Annotated in this window: 15 protein-coding genes, 1 tRNA gene and 1 pseudogene; 10 read left to right on the top strand and 7 right to left on the bottom strand. The window is 38.7% G+C overall.

Annotated features, from left to right (window positions below; all coding sequences use genetic code 11):
- Positions 1-22: 22 nt before the first annotated feature.
- The 4 genes from B9Y81_RS09355 to B9Y81_RS09340 form a co-directional block, all read right to left on the bottom strand.
- On the bottom strand, positions 23-715 hold the full coding sequence (locus tag B9Y81_RS09355; protein ID WP_085536752.1) for an NUDIX hydrolase: 693 nt from the start codon (positions 713-715) through the stop codon (positions 23-25).
- A gap of 24 nt (positions 716-739) precedes the next feature.
- Positions 740-1,885 carry a galactokinase gene (gene galK, locus B9Y81_RS09350; RefSeq protein ID WP_085536751.1) on the bottom strand — a complete coding sequence of 382 codons (1,146 nt, stop codon included), beginning with the start codon at positions 1,883-1,885 and terminating at the stop codon, positions 740-742.
- Between the two features lie 114 nt (positions 1,886-1,999).
- Positions 2,000-3,286: an MFS transporter gene (locus tag B9Y81_RS09345; protein WP_085536750.1), complete on the bottom strand. Its 1,287-nt coding sequence runs from the start codon at positions 3,284-3,286 to the stop codon at positions 2,000-2,002.
- Positions 3,287-3,325: 39 nt separating this feature from the next.
- On the bottom strand, positions 3,326-4,402 hold the full coding sequence (locus B9Y81_RS09340; protein ID WP_085536749.1) for an aldose epimerase family protein: 1,077 nt from the start codon (positions 4,400-4,402) through the stop codon (positions 3,326-3,328).
- A gap of 435 nt (positions 4,403-4,837) precedes the next feature.
- On the opposite strand from B9Y81_RS09340, the gene rpsF reads away from it, so the two are divergent.
- The 6 genes from rpsF (at position 4,838) to dnaA (ending at position 9,898) form a co-directional block, all read left to right on the top strand.
- On the top strand, positions 4,838-5,191 hold the full coding sequence (gene rpsF, locus B9Y81_RS09335; RefSeq protein WP_085536748.1) for a 30S ribosomal protein S6: 354 nt from the start codon (positions 4,838-4,840) through the stop codon (positions 5,189-5,191).
- Positions 5,192-5,193: 2 nt separating this feature from the next.
- Positions 5,194-5,463: a 30S ribosomal protein S18 gene (gene rpsR, locus B9Y81_RS09330; protein ID WP_085536747.1), complete on the top strand. Its 270-nt coding sequence runs from the start codon at positions 5,194-5,196 to the stop codon at positions 5,461-5,463.
- A 22-nt stretch (positions 5,464-5,485) separates the two neighbouring features.
- Positions 5,486-5,929 carry a 50S ribosomal protein L9 gene (rplI, locus tag B9Y81_RS09325; protein WP_085536746.1) on the top strand — a complete coding sequence of 148 codons (444 nt, stop codon included), beginning with the start codon at positions 5,486-5,488 and terminating at the stop codon, positions 5,927-5,929.
- Positions 5,930-6,126: 197 nt separating this feature from the next.
- A complete protein-coding gene (locus B9Y81_RS09320; protein ID WP_394335446.1) occupies positions 6,127-7,239 on the top strand; it encodes an N-acetylmuramoyl-L-alanine amidase family protein in 1,113 nt (370 codons plus the stop codon).
- A gap of 22 nt (positions 7,240-7,261) precedes the next feature.
- Complete coding sequence (locus tag B9Y81_RS09315) at positions 7,262-8,146, top strand: MlaD family protein (RefSeq protein WP_085536745.1); 885 nt, start codon at positions 7,262-7,264, stop codon at positions 8,144-8,146.
- Positions 8,147-8,500: 354 nt separating this feature from the next.
- A complete protein-coding gene (gene dnaA / locus B9Y81_RS09310) occupies positions 8,501-9,898 on the top strand; it encodes a chromosomal replication initiator protein DnaA (RefSeq protein WP_085536744.1) in 1,398 nt (465 codons plus the stop codon).
- Between the two features lie 67 nt (positions 9,899-9,965).
- Here the strand turns inward: dnaA and B9Y81_RS09305 are convergent, their stop codons facing one another.
- Positions 9,966-11,261: an NCS2 family permease gene (locus B9Y81_RS09305; protein ID WP_085537739.1), complete on the bottom strand. Its 1,296-nt coding sequence runs from the start codon at positions 11,259-11,261 to the stop codon at positions 9,966-9,968.
- A 12-nt stretch (positions 11,262-11,273) separates the two neighbouring features.
- A complete protein-coding gene (locus tag B9Y81_RS09300; protein ID WP_085536743.1) occupies positions 11,274-11,981 on the bottom strand; it encodes a nucleoside-specific channel-forming Tsx family protein in 708 nt (235 codons plus the stop codon).
- A gap of 176 nt (positions 11,982-12,157) precedes the next feature.
- On the opposite strand from B9Y81_RS09300, the gene B9Y81_RS09295 reads away from it, so the two are divergent.
- The 4 genes and pseudogenes from B9Y81_RS09295 (at position 12,158) to B9Y81_RS09280 (ending at position 15,157) form a co-directional block, all read left to right on the top strand.
- Positions 12,158-13,237 carry a metallophosphoesterase gene (locus B9Y81_RS09295; protein WP_245832428.1) on the top strand — a complete coding sequence of 360 codons (1,080 nt, stop codon included), beginning with the start codon at positions 12,158-12,160 and terminating at the stop codon, positions 13,235-13,237.
- 245 nt (positions 13,238-13,482) lie between these two features.
- Positions 13,483-13,941 (top strand): annotated as a pseudogene (locus tag B9Y81_RS09290) (sensor histidine kinase); the annotation flags it as partial.
- Positions 13,942-13,995: 54 nt separating this feature from the next.
- On the top strand, positions 13,996-14,301 hold the full coding sequence (locus B9Y81_RS09285) for a rhodanese-like domain-containing protein (protein ID WP_085536741.1): 306 nt from the start codon (positions 13,996-13,998) through the stop codon (positions 14,299-14,301).
- Positions 14,302-14,839: 538 nt separating this feature from the next.
- Positions 14,840-15,157, top strand: coding sequence for a hypothetical protein (locus tag B9Y81_RS09280; protein ID WP_085536740.1), 318 nt, complete (start codon positions 14,840-14,842; stop codon positions 15,155-15,157).
- An 83-nt stretch (positions 15,158-15,240) separates the two neighbouring features.
- On the opposite strand, the gene B9Y81_RS09275 is transcribed toward B9Y81_RS09280, so the two are convergent.
- Positions 15,241-15,315 (bottom strand) — tRNA-Pro (locus B9Y81_RS09275).
- Positions 15,316-15,483: the final 168 nt, after the last annotated feature.

The raw sequence follows: 15,483 nt of genomic DNA, 5'->3' as shown, positions 1-15,483 counted from the left end.
TATTAGTGGGTAAACGGGCGTTTTATAGCGAAAAATAAAACCCGTCTTCTAATAATTTATCGTATTTCTCTTTATTGAACGTATAAAAAAACGCACCGCGTTTGGAGCTTTTTTTGTCTTTTTCTTCCAGTTTCTCAAGAATATCCATCGAATTCAGTTTTTTTCTGAAATTGCGCTTGTCTAAGGCCGTTTGATAAATGGCTTCATAAAGGCTCTGTAATTGAGGTAGCGTGAATTTTTCAGGCAAAAGATTGAATCCGACAGGTCGTGTTGCTGCTTTTCTCTTTAATATGGAGAGCGTATCAGTAATCATCTTAGCGTGGTCGAAGATAAGATTCGGCAAATCGCTTATTTTAACCCATGCCGCATTGTATTCTTCTAAAACCTCGCTGCTGAATTTATCCATGTTGATCAAGGAATAATAAGCAACTGAAATAACACGTTCTCCCAAATCACGGGTAACTTCTCCGTACGCGCCGACTTGTTCCATGAACAGATCGTCAATACCGGTACATTCAGTTAATACGCGAGAAGCCGCTTCGTTTATGCTTTCTCCGGACTTTACAAAGCCCCCCATTAAAGACCATTGTCCCTTCAGGGGCTCGAATTTTCTTTTGTAGAGTAATACATTAAGTTCATTCTTGTTGAAACCTAAGATAATACAGTCCACAGCTACATAAAACTGGACTTCTTGCTGATAAAAAGCGGGCGACATAAATTTTTCTTATTTACATTAATATTAGAGGAGTTTTCGGGCTCCGTCACTAATTATTACATTATATAATTTAGGTTCGTGTCCGAATTTTTCCTTATAAGCCGAGAAAGCTTCTTTAATAAAAGCGTCATATATTTCTTCCTTTACGAGGTTGATTGTGCATCCGCCAAAACCTCCACCCATTACACGTGAGCCTGTTACCCCACATTTCTTTGCAATGTCATTCAGAAAGTCGAGTTCTTCACAGCTTACTTCATAAAGTTTGCTCATGCCGTGATGTGTGCCATACATCCTGTCTCCTACCGTTTCGTAATCGCCTTTTTCCAACGCTTCACAAACATCCATAACGCGCTGCACCTCTTCAATAACGTATTCCGCACGCATATAGTCTTCAGCACTTACCGTGTTCTTAACCTCGTTCAGCATATCTAAAGTAGCGTCGCGAAGGAATTCTACCTCGGGATGATTTGCACGGATAGCCTTAGCTACATTTTCGCATGATTCACGGCGTTTGTTATAAGCGGAAGAAGCCAGCTCGTGTTTCACAACAGAATCCAATAGCACTAATTTATATCCTTTTGGATCGAACGGATAATATTTATGCTCCAGCGAACGGCAGTCTAACAACATTAAACTTCCTTTTTTACCGAAAATAGATGCAAACTGATCCATGATTCCACATTTTACACCCACATAGTTGTGCTCGGTAGATTGTCCGATCTTAGCCAGTTCGAATTTATCGATACCTAAAGACAGCATGTCGTTCAAGGCGAATGCATAAGTGCTTTCCAACGCTGCCGAAGAAGACATACCGGCGCCCAGAGGAACATCTCCGGCAAATACAGTGTCAAAACCTTCTATCTTGCCACCTCTTTTAATGATTTCCCGGCATACTCCGAAAATATATCTTGCCCAGCTTGCTTTAGGGGCATCTTCTTCGTTAAGTCCAAATTCTGCGGATTCATTTAAATCTAAGGCAAAAGCACGGATTTTGTCTGTTCCGTTTAGTTTGATTTCCGCGATCATTCCTTTGTCTATCGCACCGGGAAATACAAAGCCTCCGTTGTAATCTGTATGCTCACCAATCAAATTGATACGACCCGGCGAAGCATAAACACTGCCTTCTGTTTTGTAAAGTTCGTTAAACTTAGCTCTTATCTGGTTAATCATGATATGTAAATTTTAAAGTATAATGTTGTTATAAACGAGAAGAAATTATCTAATCCCGTTAAAGGTATTAGATAATTTCTTCACACAGAAAATATTTAAATCTTTTTTCGGAATTTATTCCACAGGAATATCCTTGTTTACGTTCTTACTACCGATCAATGCATAGTAAAGAAGATATACAAGACCGAGTAAAATAACAATGTAAGAAATTTGATAACCTGCGATTGGAACGATTAAACCTTGAATCCAAGGAAGAATACCACCACCGCAAACAAGCACCATGAAAATACCTGAAGCCGCAGCTAAATATTTTCCTAAGCCTTCTACTGCCAGGTTGAAAATTCCACCCCACATAATAGAGGTACACAAACCTACAAGTAAAAGAAGCAATGCGTTGATAGGCACTTCGGCAAAGCCAAATCCTAAAGCACCAACAGCATTTGTTTGTAATACCGGTACATTTACTAATGTGCTCACAGGAAGCAACATGGCTAACGCTACAAGAACTGCTCCGGTTGCAGAGGTAATTGTAAGCATTGTTTTACTGGATACGGTACTTGCGATTGAAGCACCAACCAAACGTCCGATAAGCATCAGGAACCAATACGTTCCGCAAACGAAACCTGAGATGGTAGGAGCAATACCGATTTCTTTTACAAGCCAAAGGTCAAGTACACCCGGAGTACCTACTTCAACACCTACATAAACGAAGATAGCGAAAGCACCAAGTACGAAGTGACGGAACTTTAAAGCACCTAACATCAATGAGCTAAGTGGTTCTTTTGTTTTTTCAGCATGAGGTTCCGGTAATGTGGATACAGCTAATACGATAAACGCGAATGCAAATACGCCCATCGCGATGTAAAGTACAGGGTAAACGTCTGCAATACTTGTTGATTTTGTAATTTCACCTACTAATACACCCACCAACATCGGTGTTAATGTTCCTAATACAGAGTTGAATGAACCTCCGATCTGGATCAATTGATTACCCTTGTTACCGCCACCACCAAGTGTGTTCAACATCGGGTTAACCACCATATTAAGCAAACACATAGAGAAACCGGCAACAAATGCACCGATCAGGTAAATTGCGAAACTACCTTGTCCTCCGGATAAATATTGGATAAAAACACCAACAAGACCAATAGCTACTGCTACTAATGCTGTTTTCTTAAAGCCTAATCTTTCCAGCATGATTCCACCGGGGATACCCATAACGGCGTAGGCAATAAAGTTCGCCAAGTTACCCAGCAAGCCCATTGCCGGCGAAACATCGAATTGAGTGGTTAATATCTTCCCCATAGGGGCTGCCAGGTTGGTAACGAATGCAATCATACCAAACAGGAACACCATAATGATTATGGGTAGCAAATAGTTTTGTTTGTTCTGTTGTGTCATTTTTTTAAAGATTATTTAGATTGTTAATAGATACAATTATTATTGAGTCGCAAATTTATAAATAGTTTTGCTTAAAAAAAGTTCTTCGGGACGAATAACCGTCGATGGATACTCCGGTTTGTTCGGGCTATCGGGAAAATGTTGGGTTTCCAAACAAAAAGCGGCGCGAGCCGGATAACGCTGTCTGTTCTTTCCTGAAAAATGACCGGTCATCCAGTTGCCGGTATAAAGCTGAACCCCCGGTTCTGTTGTGTATGTTTCCATCACGATTCCTGTTTTAGGAGATACACAGCAAGCGCAGAATGATAATTTTCCCTCTTCCTTATTTAATATATAGGTATGATCATATCCGTTTCCGAATACGAGCTGTTCAAAATCTTCATTGATACGCGAGCCTATTTCATGTGGTGAACGGAAGTCCATGGGCGTACCTGCTACCTTTTCCTTCGGTCCATAGGGAATAGCCGTATTGTCGGTAGGCAGATAATAATCCGCGTTAATCGTTAACAGATGATCTCCGATAGAAGGATCTCCTGCTCCCGATAAATTAAAATAGGAATGATTTGTCAGATTTAATACGGTAGGCTTGTTTGTTGTTGCCTGATAAGCGATTTCTACAGCATTGTCGTCGGTTAAGTGATAGGTAACCTTAACCGTGAGTTCGCCGGGAAAACCCTCTTCTCCATCTGCGGATACATACGTTAAGACTACCGTTTCTTCGTCGGTTTGTTCCATATCCCAAACCTTGGAATTAAAACCGTTAATCCCTCCGTGAAGGTTGTTCGGACCATTGTTAATCGCGAGTTTGTTATACTCAGTGCCGTCCAAAACAAATCTACCTTTAGCAATGCGGTTGCCATAGCGCCCACAAACAGCACCGAAATAAGGCTCCTCAGAAGTCAGGTATTCATCAATCGAATTGTGTCCCGTAACAACGTCTGTTAATTTTCCGGATCTGTCCGGAACCAGTAGAGATACGATCTTAGCACCATAATTGGTTATGGTTAATTCTACACCCCCCTTGTTGGTAAGGATGCATAAATCTGTGTTTTTCCCATCAATTAGTTTGCGGAAATTATCAACATGCAAACCGGATTGAGCTACTTTGTTTTTCATGTGTACCCATATAGTTATAAAAACGCATGTAAAATTACTCCTCTTCTGCATTTGGCGACTTATTAAAAAGATGTTGTATAGCATGAAACACGATTATTCATTGGTTGGCAATAAGAAAAGGGCGGTTTCATATAGTAAGATAAATCCCATTTAAATAGTTTTTAATTCCTTTTAATACAACACAATTTTATTTTGAGGAGCCTCAAAAAACAAAAGCACGGCCCTCAAAAAACAAAAGCACGGCCGTCAAAAGACAAAAGCACGGCCGTGAAAATTATTTCGCGAAAGGAGTTTGATAAATAATCACCTTTAAATCATGCAGTTATATTTAATATTATTTTAGGCGCAATTTATTCTGCAAACGTTTTGTGGTGAGGATATTTCTCCTTACCTTTGCACCGCAATTTTTTATTAATAATATAATAATAAGGTAGTATGAATAATTACGAAACCGTTTTCATTTTGACTCCCGTTTTGTCTGAAGCACAGATGAAGGAAGCGGTAGAAAAGTTCACAAACCTGCTGAAAGCAGAAGGCGCTGAAATAGTGAACGAAGAGAATTGGGGACTGCGCAAGCTGGCTTATCCGATTCAGAAAAAAACTACAGGTTTTTATCAACTGGTAGAATTTAAAGCCAACCCGGAAACAATCGCATTGTTGGAGATCAACTTCCGTCGTGACGAGCGAGTAATCCGTTTCCTGACATTCCGTCAAGAAAAATACGCGGCAGAATATGCAGCAAAGAGAAGATCATTGAAATCATCTAAAGAAACAGTAAAGGAGAATTAATTATGGCAGCACCTCAATCAGAAATCAGATATTTAACTCCACCTTCAGTAGATGTTAAAAAGAAAAAATATTGCCGTTTCAAAAAAAGCGGTATCAAATACATCGATTATAAAGATCCTGATTTTTTGAAGAAATTCCTGAATGAACAAGGAAAAATTCTTCCACGTCGTATCACCGGTACTTCTTTGAAGTTCCAACGTCGTGTAGCACAGGCGGTAAAGAGAGCACGCCATTTGGCATTGCTTCCTTACGTAACCGATTTAATGAAATAATTAAAAAGAGAGGAGACAGAATATGCAAGTTATTTTGAAAGAAGATGTAGTGAATTTAGGCTACAAAGACGATGTCGTAACTGTGAAAGATGGTTACGGACGTAACTTTCTAATCCCTCAGGGAAAAGCAGTTATTGCATCAGTATCAGCAAGAAAAGTATTAGCTGAAAACCTGAAACAACGCGCTCACAAATTAGCGAAGATCAAACAAGACGCAGAAGCGCTTGCAGCTAAATTGGAAGGTGTTTCTTTGACCATTGGTGCAAAGACAAGTACTTCCGGTACTATCTTCGGTTCTGTAACAAATATTCAGGTAGCTGAAGCACTTGAAAAAGCAGGACATCAGGTTGATCGTAAGGTAATCTATATTAAAGAAGCGGTTAAAGAAGTAGGAAACTATAAGGCTATTCTTAAATTACACAAAGAAGTGTCTGTAGAAGTTCCTTTCGAAGTAGTTTCTGAATAATATCGAAAATATAAGGTTTCCCATAGGGGAAAGCCAATGAAATACCGGGTAGTATAAGACTTGCTTATACTACCCGGTTTGTTTATTTTTGCTGGTTTGTAAGGGGTCAGCTCTTTCATAAATAATGATAAAACTCATGTGTTATCCCTAAAAAGAATTACATTTGCCTCAATAAAAAACATAACTTGGAATTAGCCGTGCGTAAATATCTTCTTTTATATATCAATCTTTTGGCAGCTCTGTTTTTGATGGTGCCGGGATTGCAGGCGAAAGAAAAATCATTTACTATTGTGATTGATCCCGGTCATGGTGGAAAAGACCCGGGGGCAATTGGATACTCCGCAAAGGAAAAGTCAATCAATCTGGCAGTCGCTTTGTTTTTGGGTGAAATGATAGAAAAAGCGCATCCGGATACCCGCGTTGTTTATACCCGGAAAACTGATCGCTTTATCGAACTGGATGAAAGAGCGAATATCGCTAACCGGAATAAGGCCGATTTATTTGTATCCATACATACGAATTCTGTAAAAAGAGGTAGCTCGGTAAGGGGAACGGAAACGTTTACCCTTGGTTTGGCAAGAAGCGATGAAAACCTGGAGGTGGCTATGCGTGAAAACTCGGCTATTCTGCTGGAAGATGATTATCTTCAGAAATATGAAGGCTTTGACCCGACGTCGACCGAATCTTATATCATATTCGAGTTCATGCAGAATAAGCACATGGAGCAAAGCATCGGTTTTGCATCTTCTATTCAAAAAGAATTTGTTAAAACGAAAAGAGCTAATCGCGGTGTTAAACAGGGCGGATTGCTTGTGCTGAGGAAAACCAGTATGCCGGCGGTACTTGTTGAATTGGGATTTATCTCGAATCGAGAAGAAGAACGGTATATGGCATCTTCTTCGGGGCAGCGTGCTTTGGCACGAGCGTTATATAATGCGTTTGATCGGTTTAAAAACGAATATGACCGGAAAAAGGGAGCATTAAACGGAGCCGTAAGTCGTTCGCCTGCTCAACAACAACAGGTAATGCCTGAAAGGCAGACCGCGACAACAACTGTGGCGGTGGCTAAGAAAGGTACGGTGGTTTACAAAATACAAATCATGACATCGGATAAAAAGCTGCCCGCTAACTCCAGGCAGTTTAAAGGATATAAAAATGTGAGTTCGTTCACAGAAAGAGGATTGCATAAGTATACGTATGGCGAAAGCACAAATTTTAATGAGATACGTGCCTTAAGGCGTAAGGTCGCCAAGGATTTTAAAGATGCGTTTATCATTGAGTTTGTGGATGGAGAGAAAGTGAATAAGTAGGATATTAATATAATTGAATAAAATGAAATTAGGTTTTACAAAAGAAGCAAAGATTGGATTAGTAACCATTATCAGCTTGGCTTTAATATATGTTGGTATTAATTATTTAAAGGGAATAAATCTTTTTAAGCCGGTTAACCATTATTATGTGTCTTGTTCAAATGTAAAAGAAGTCACTGTTTCGAGTCCTGTTTTTGTGGAAGGATTTAAAGTGGGGTTGGTGCGTTCCATTTCGTATGATTACAGTACAACGGATAAGATAATCGTTGAAATCAGCCTCGAAGATAAAATGAGAATCAATAAGGGAAGTTACATTTCTGTTGAAAAGAGTTTGTTGAGTGGCGGCGAATTGCATCTCCATCTGAATAAATATGTAGATGATTATCTGAAATCAGGAGATACAATCGAAGGGCGTAATGGCGATGATATGATGGCTTCGTTGCAAACCAATATACTACCCGGCGTAGAACAGCTTTTGCCTAAGTTAGACTCAATCTTATACGGTTTACAGCAAGTTGTGAACCATCCGGGGTTGACCAGCTCATTGGATCATATCGAAAGCACCACGCGGAACCTAAATCAGTCGACAGTTTATTTGAATTCTATTCTTCGTAACGATATCCCGGTTATTGTAGGTAACCTGAAAACAATCTCAACCGATTTTACAGATGTCAGCAAAGAATTAAAAGAACTGGATCTTTCAACAACAATGAATCTGGTTAATTCGACTATTGAAAATTTAAAACTAACAACCGACAAGCTTAATTCTACGGATAATAGTATTGGCTTGCTGTTGAACGATAAAGAATTATATCTAAATTTGAATGAAACAAGTAGTAATGCTTCTAAATTACTGTTAGATTTTAAAGAGAATCCGAAACGTTATGTGCATTTCTCTCTTTTTTGATTAGCTAAGTAATTTTTATTTCAATTTTTCTTATTTAGAATGATTCTAATTTAACAAAAAACTTAACAAGAATGTAATATTCTGTTGGTAAGCAAAATAGACTATTTGTTTTTTCGTAATACAAGTAAAGGGAGATTGATGAGGAGCTTGAGAAATATAGTTTGAATCAATAATCTAATGGTCTAAATGTCGATTTTTTATACAGTTTAAGTGAAAAACTTGTAACTCATTGAATTTAAAAGGACTATTGGATTATTAATAAACGCAAATTTATTCGACCTTTTTTTTCTGAAATTAATTTCTAAACTTTGTAGAACGTTATTAGAAAAAGTTATTGTTGGAAGTATAGAGAAGATGCAGACTGATTACCAAATATTGTGGAACAAATGCTTGGCCGTTATTAAGGACATTGTGCCTGAAGCCGCTTTTAACACTTGGTTTTTGCCTATTATACCTCTTTCATACGAAGAAAATAAATTTACCATTCAGGTACCGAGTCAGTTCTTCTATGAATACCTTGAGGAAAAATATGTAAATGTGTTGAAAGTTACCTTATACAGGGTGATAGGACAGGGAACAATCCTGAATTACCGTGCTATGGTAGACAGAACCACAGGAGGTTCGGTAGACTATCCGGCGGAAAATACTTCTTTAATGGTAAAGAAGTCGGTTCCTGCAGATTTAAATAAAGCACCCAATCCTTTTGTACGACCTACTCCTCAGGATTTAGATCCTCAGTTGAATCCAAAATACACTTTTGAAAATTACTTTGAAGGAACGAGTAATAAGTTAGTGCGTACTGCCGGTGAGGCTGTTGCGCAGAATCCGGGGAAAACAACTTTTAATCCTTTGTTCGTATTCGGACCATCTGGTGTTGGAAAAACTCATCTCTGTCATGCTGTAGGTATGCGTATAAGAGAATTGCATCCAACTAAAAAAGTATTGTACGTTTCCTCTCATTTGTTCCGGATTCAATTTACTGATGCTATACGCAAAAACACGACTAATGATTTCTTGAATTTCTATCAGAATATTGATGTGTTAATCATCGATGATATTCAGGAATTAATAGGAATGGATAAAACGCAGAATACATTCTTTCATATATTTAATCATCTCCACCAGTTAGGTAAACAGCTTATTCTTACATCAGATAAAGCTCCTGTTGATCTCTTAGGTATGGAAGAGCGATTGGTAACTCGTCTGAAATGGGGACTTACCGCGGAATTGTATCGTCCTGACCTGGATTTGCGGAGAAGAATCCTAAAGAATAAGATCAGTCATGACGGAATCGTTATTCCTGATGAGGTATTTAATTTTATAGCGGATAATGTAACGGAGAATGTACGTGATTTGGAGGGTATTCTGGTTTCGTTAATGGCCAACGCGGTAATTAATAATCGCGAAATAGATTTGCCTTTAACAAAACGGGTAATCGGACAGGCTGTTCGTTTGGAAAAGAAACAAATCTCTGTACAAATGATTCAGGAAGTAGTTTGTAATTATTATAATCTCGAACTTACGGCTATACAAACCCGCTCAAGAAAGAGGGAGATAGTGCAGGCCAGACAAGTAACCATGTTCCTTGCAAAGAAATATACCGATTGTTCTTTTTCTCATATAGGTAAAATCGTAGGTAAAAAAGATCATGCAACTGTACTTCATGCCTGTAAGACAATTAAGGATCAGATTGAAACAAATAAATCTTTCCGGTCTTCAGTAGAAGAGATAGAAAACCTATTAAAGAATTAACTTGAAGCTATACATATAAGCATAAAAAAAAAGACACTCGATTGAGTGTCTTTTTTTTTATGCTTACTTATCCGAATACGTATCGGAGAATAAATAATGCGGATAATATATATAATGTAGGGGAAACCTGCTTGAATTGTCCGGTCATCATCTTTATTAAGGTGTAGGAAAGAAGTCCTAACGTGATACCTTCGGCAATGGAGTAGGTGAGTACCATTGTTAACATAATCGTAAATGCGGGAAAAGCTTCGCTAAGATCTGTAAGCTTAATTTCTTTGATTGTTTTCATCATCATTACTCCGACAACAAATAAAGATCCTGTTGTAGCAGCACTTGGAACCAATAAGAATAACGGTGAGAAAAATAAAGCCAACAGAAATAACACGCCCACAGTTATCGCTGTTATGCCGGAACGTCCACCTTCTGCTATTCCCGCAGCACTTTCCACATAGGTGGAAACCGTCGATGTACCACAGATTGAACCGAAAGTAGTACCGACCGAGTCTGCTATCAATGCTTGTTTCATACGCGGCAGATTACCATCCTTGTCTAACATCTTTGCTTGTGCGGCTGTGCCTACCAAAGTACCTACGGTGTTAAAAATATCCATGAAGATCAATATTAGCACAATAATCATCATGTCAAAAGTCAATAAAGGGGCAAAGTCGAATTTCATAAACGTAGGAGCCATTGATTGAGGCAAAGAAACCGGAACGAAGTTTTCCGGAAGTACGGTAACGCCAAAAGGAATACCAATAACCGTACAAATGATAATGCCATAAAAAAGTCCGCCACGCACTTTGCGCCACAATAGCGTCGTGCTTAATAAAATACCGAAAATCGCCACCAAAGCAGCCGGCGTGAATTTTCCTAATGTCACGTAGGTGGCAGGGCTGGCCTCGATAATACCGGCGTTCTTTAAACCGATAAACGCGATAAACATCCCGATCCCTACGGAAATAGAGTACCGTAAATTGAGCGGTATGCTGTTTATGATCTTCTCGCGTATATTAAAGAATGAAATAATAATAAAGATAATTCCCTCAATGAAGATAGCGGCTAAAGCTGCTTGCCAAGAATAGCCCATTCCTTGTACAAGTGTAAATGCGAAGAAGGCATTGATACCCATACTCGGCGCAAGTGCAAAAGGCATTTTTGCAATAAAAGCGAGTAAGATAGTAGCAGCAGCGGATGATAAAGCGGTAGCTGTAAAAACAGACCCTTTGTCCATAGCAGCTTGACCAAGGATATCCGGGTTTACAGCCAGGATATAACTCATCGTCATAAAGGTAGTCAGACCGGCTATTAACTCAGTCTTCAGGTTCATGGTATTCTTATCGAATCCGAATAGTTTTTGAAGCATCATATTTTTTATTTAATCGAACGACCATTTAATTGCTAACGTAGGAATAGCGAAGAAGCCATCAACAAAAGCAAAATTATTTCTCAATTCTACTTCAGAACCAATGCTGAGGTTGAATTTTTCGTCTACTCCTTTGATCTTGTTTAGATTGACCCATATCTGAGGTTCTGCTAAGAACTGATAATCGCCAATGGAAGGAAGAGTTTTTTCGCGCCAGAAATCAGCGAATCCACTGAAGGTACATAAGCCGTTCTTGCCAAAATGAAGATACCAGGTGCCGGTGATCTGGAAATTATGCGGACTGTCGTTCCCATGGATGTACTTATACATTGGTGTGAAAGTAAATCCTTTACTGTAAGTTGCGTTATTGTAAGAATAGGTTACCCCTCCAAGGTAGGCATTGTTGATGTAGTTTCCCTTTACGTTTCCGCCATTGTACTCCACATGAATGGAAAGTGGAGATTTCCAAAAAGATAATTCACGAGCGATCTCCCAATAAGCACCGACTACTCCTTTGCCTGTATAATCCATATCAACAAAGAAAAATGTACTTCCCCATTTGTCCGGTTTAAACATCTCTACTGTTGTGGTTAATTGAGGGCGAGTTCCAAAATCTTTGTCATAAAGTGTTTTGCCAAAATCATAATGGAACTGAACATTCTGCGCACCCCCAACCGCACAGAATAAAGAAAGAAATACCAGCGTTAAAAGTTTCTTCATCGTTTTATTTAAATTAGAGTTTTATAATAAGCCGCAAAGATAGACAAAAAGGTAAATAGAAGTAGATGATGCGGTAGGAGAGTTTTATTTAGGATTAACAAAAACGAAATTAGTCTGATACGTTTGAAATGCTATATTTGTATAATTAGTTTATTATATCCTTAAACAACATTATCATGAAACAATTAATGAGGAAAAATGGCATTATTATCCTATTGTTGGCCTTTGTTTTTAGCCTTAATGCGCAGGAGAAATATGTTGCGCCTGAACTTTCTAATCCTGACTCCTGGTCTATGGTGCTGATACCGGACCCTCAAACTTATGTTAAGTTTTCACGCAATCAGGGAATCTTGAATTTAATGACAGCCTGGATTGGCGAAAATGTTGAAAAATTGAACATTGGCTTTGTTATGTGTACCGGTGATCTGGTGGAGCACAATAATTTGCTAAACCCTGATGGTAAGATCGCGAATATGAATAGTCCGCAACAATGGCAGGCTGTTTCATCCGCTTTTGCACGTTTGGACGGTAAGGTTCCGTATATCCTGACTACCGGGAATCATGATTTTGGAATCCTTAGCGCGGAAAATCGCAGAACTCATTTTGATGAATACTTTACACCCAATAATAATATCCTGAATAAAAAGATTTTACGGGATGTGGGCTTAACCGAAGAAGGAATTCCCACGCTAAGAAACGCAACTTATGAATACTGTACACCGCAAGGGAAGAAGCTGCTTATTCTTGTGCTTGAATTTGCTCCCCGTGACGCGGCTGTTGACTGGGCTAAACAAATAATCGGACAGGAAAAATATAAAAACCATGAAGTGATCTTATTAACTCATTCTTATATGAATTCGGATAATGAGCATATTGTGAAGGAAGGTTACAAGGTAGAAGATGCTAATTACGGAGCTGCTGTATGGCAGAAATTAGTACAGCCTTCGTCAAACATCCGGATGGTTTTTGCCGGGCATATCGGTGCTCCCGACGATCCGAAGAAACATATTGCTTTTCGTTCGGATAAGAATGCAGCCGGAAAAACGGTGCAACAGATGGTGTTCAATGCACAGGCCTTAGCCGGAGGTTGGCATGGGAATGGTGGTGACGGTTGGTTGCGCATTCTGGAGTTTTTGCCGGATGGAAAAACAGTAAAAGTGAAGACTTTTTCTCCATTCTTTGCTATCTCGCCTTCTACACAACATTTAGCCTGGCGCACGGCCGATTACGATGAATTTACTTTTACGCTTGACTAAAAGCGGACAGGGTGTTCGTTTTCGAACAATAAGAAAATTTTATAAAGATTAGACTATCAGCTATTTAATTCCATGGCACGGCTTTTGCCTTTTGCTGTGGAATTAAATAACGCTGAATTATGAGGACTATATATACCTGTATTTTATGCTTTGTTGCTCTCGCATCCGGTCTGAAAGCGGAAGACAAGGCAATAAAACTAACGCTTAAAGATGCTGTCCTTCTGGCGCAACAACAATCGGTTGATGCGGCTGTTGTGCGTATTCCCGAACCGGAACTGCGTGAAACGAATCTCAATGAATTGGCGTCGTCGTGTTTGCGCTTTATGGAGCATATTTGTCAGGAAAGGAACATTCGTCTTGTTTCTGATCTGTGGGATGCCCCATTGTTGGTTCGGTTGGACGCTACGCTGATGGAGCAAGTGTTGGTAAATTTAATCAAGAACGCGGCCGAGGCTATCGAAAAAGACGGCGTTATCTCTATTCGCACCTTTTCTAATCCACTATCCATTGAAATTGCCGATACCGGTAAGGGCATTAGTAAAGAAGTAGAGTCCAAATTGTTTAGTCCTTTCTTTTCAACCAAACCGAACGGACAAGGAATCGGGTTGATTTTTATACGCGAAGTCTTACTTAAACATGGATATACGTTTTCGCTTCATACATATTCAGACGGGTTAACCCGTTTTCGTATTCTATTTGAATGAAACATATTGGGGCAGGGCTTTGTTATTTATTCAATAGCATAAAAATAAAAGTATATGTTCAATTTTTTAAAAACTATAATGAGCCCAACCTCTCCGGAGAAGCTCAAAGAACTAATCGGAAAAGGTGCCGAATTAATCGATGTACGTACAAGAGAGGAATATGATGAAGATCACGTGGCGGAATCACGGAATATTCCTTTGGATGAGGTAGCACTGTCGCTGGCTCAGTTTGATAAAGAGAAGACCTATGTGGTAGTTTGTGTTAGCGGCCGAAGAAGTGGAGAGGCTGTGAACATACTCAAAAAAGAAGGGTTTATGAATGTGCATAATGGTGGAAGTTGGAATAGCTTTTTAGAGTAACTTCTTTGAGCTTATTGAATGAAAAATCTCTTCTTTTTTTCTTTGCCCCATTTACAGAAAACGGCTCCCTTTTTCGCCTGCTTAAAACAGGCTATTTTTTATAATACTATATGATTAAAAAGATATCCTTTATTTTTAAAAAGATATCCTTTATTTTTCGAAAAATAACCTTTATGTTTTTTGTTGTATTTAATATCCTGATTATCAAGGATGTATATTCCCCTTGAAAAAACAGAAAACCAACCCTGTTTTTACCCTGAAAAACGATGAAAATGTTGATGATATCCGGATGTTTTTCTTCGCTCTATTCCGAATTAATCTGAATCTTTATGCAGCATTTTTCTGCGGTCTTACATCTTTCTTATTAGAATATTAAATAAAAATAATTTGGTGAATTCCATTCATCTTTAATGTAAAAAACTATAAACGTAAGAAAAAGCTAATTTTCCTTTTATCTGTTATTGGAGTTTTATTTTCCTGCTCTGACAGTGATAGTAATGATGACCAAGTTCCTGCTGCACTTAGAGGAAGTTGGAAATTGACAAAGACAAAAGCTGATATTCAAAATGAGTTTACGGAAGTTAAAAACGGCAAGACGCTTGAGTTTAAAAACAACAATGAGGTGATATCGGATGGTATTCTTTGCTCTATTGGCGTTTCCCCGGTTAAAAATATTACGTGCATATACGCTTTGGAAAGCGATAAAGAAGATTCTACCTCCGGATTAATTATATGTTCAGAACAAACCGATGAATACTGTTATGATGAAGTCTATTTTATGATAAACGAATATGGTGAACTAACTTTAGTTTATCCGAATGATGAAGGTTTCTATCATATCTATCAGAAAAAGTGAAATGGTTCCGGATGAAAATCCGGAGAGTAAACAAAACAAAAAAAGATCAGAAAGTTATATGAAACTTTCTGATCTTTTCTCTGTCGGGGTACCAGGATTCGAACCTGGGACCCCCTGCTCCCAAAGCAGGTGCGCTAACCGGACTGCGCTACACCCCGTTTTTGCAATCTTATTATCTTCGATTGCGGTGCAAAGATAGGTATTTTATTTAAACAACATAGTATTTAAGGGGATTTTTTTCGCGTTTCTGCCTGAAAGTTTGTTTCTATCTTTTGGGGTTTTGCTAACGTGTTGTTGGTCAGCTATATCCTTTTATGCTTATACGA

Source organism: Massilibacteroides vaginae (assembly GCF_900178525.1).
Taxonomy (GTDB): domain Bacteria; phylum Bacteroidota; class Bacteroidia; order Bacteroidales; family Tannerellaceae; genus Massilibacteroides; species Massilibacteroides vaginae.
This window is presented reverse-complemented; position numbering and strand designations above follow the sequence as displayed.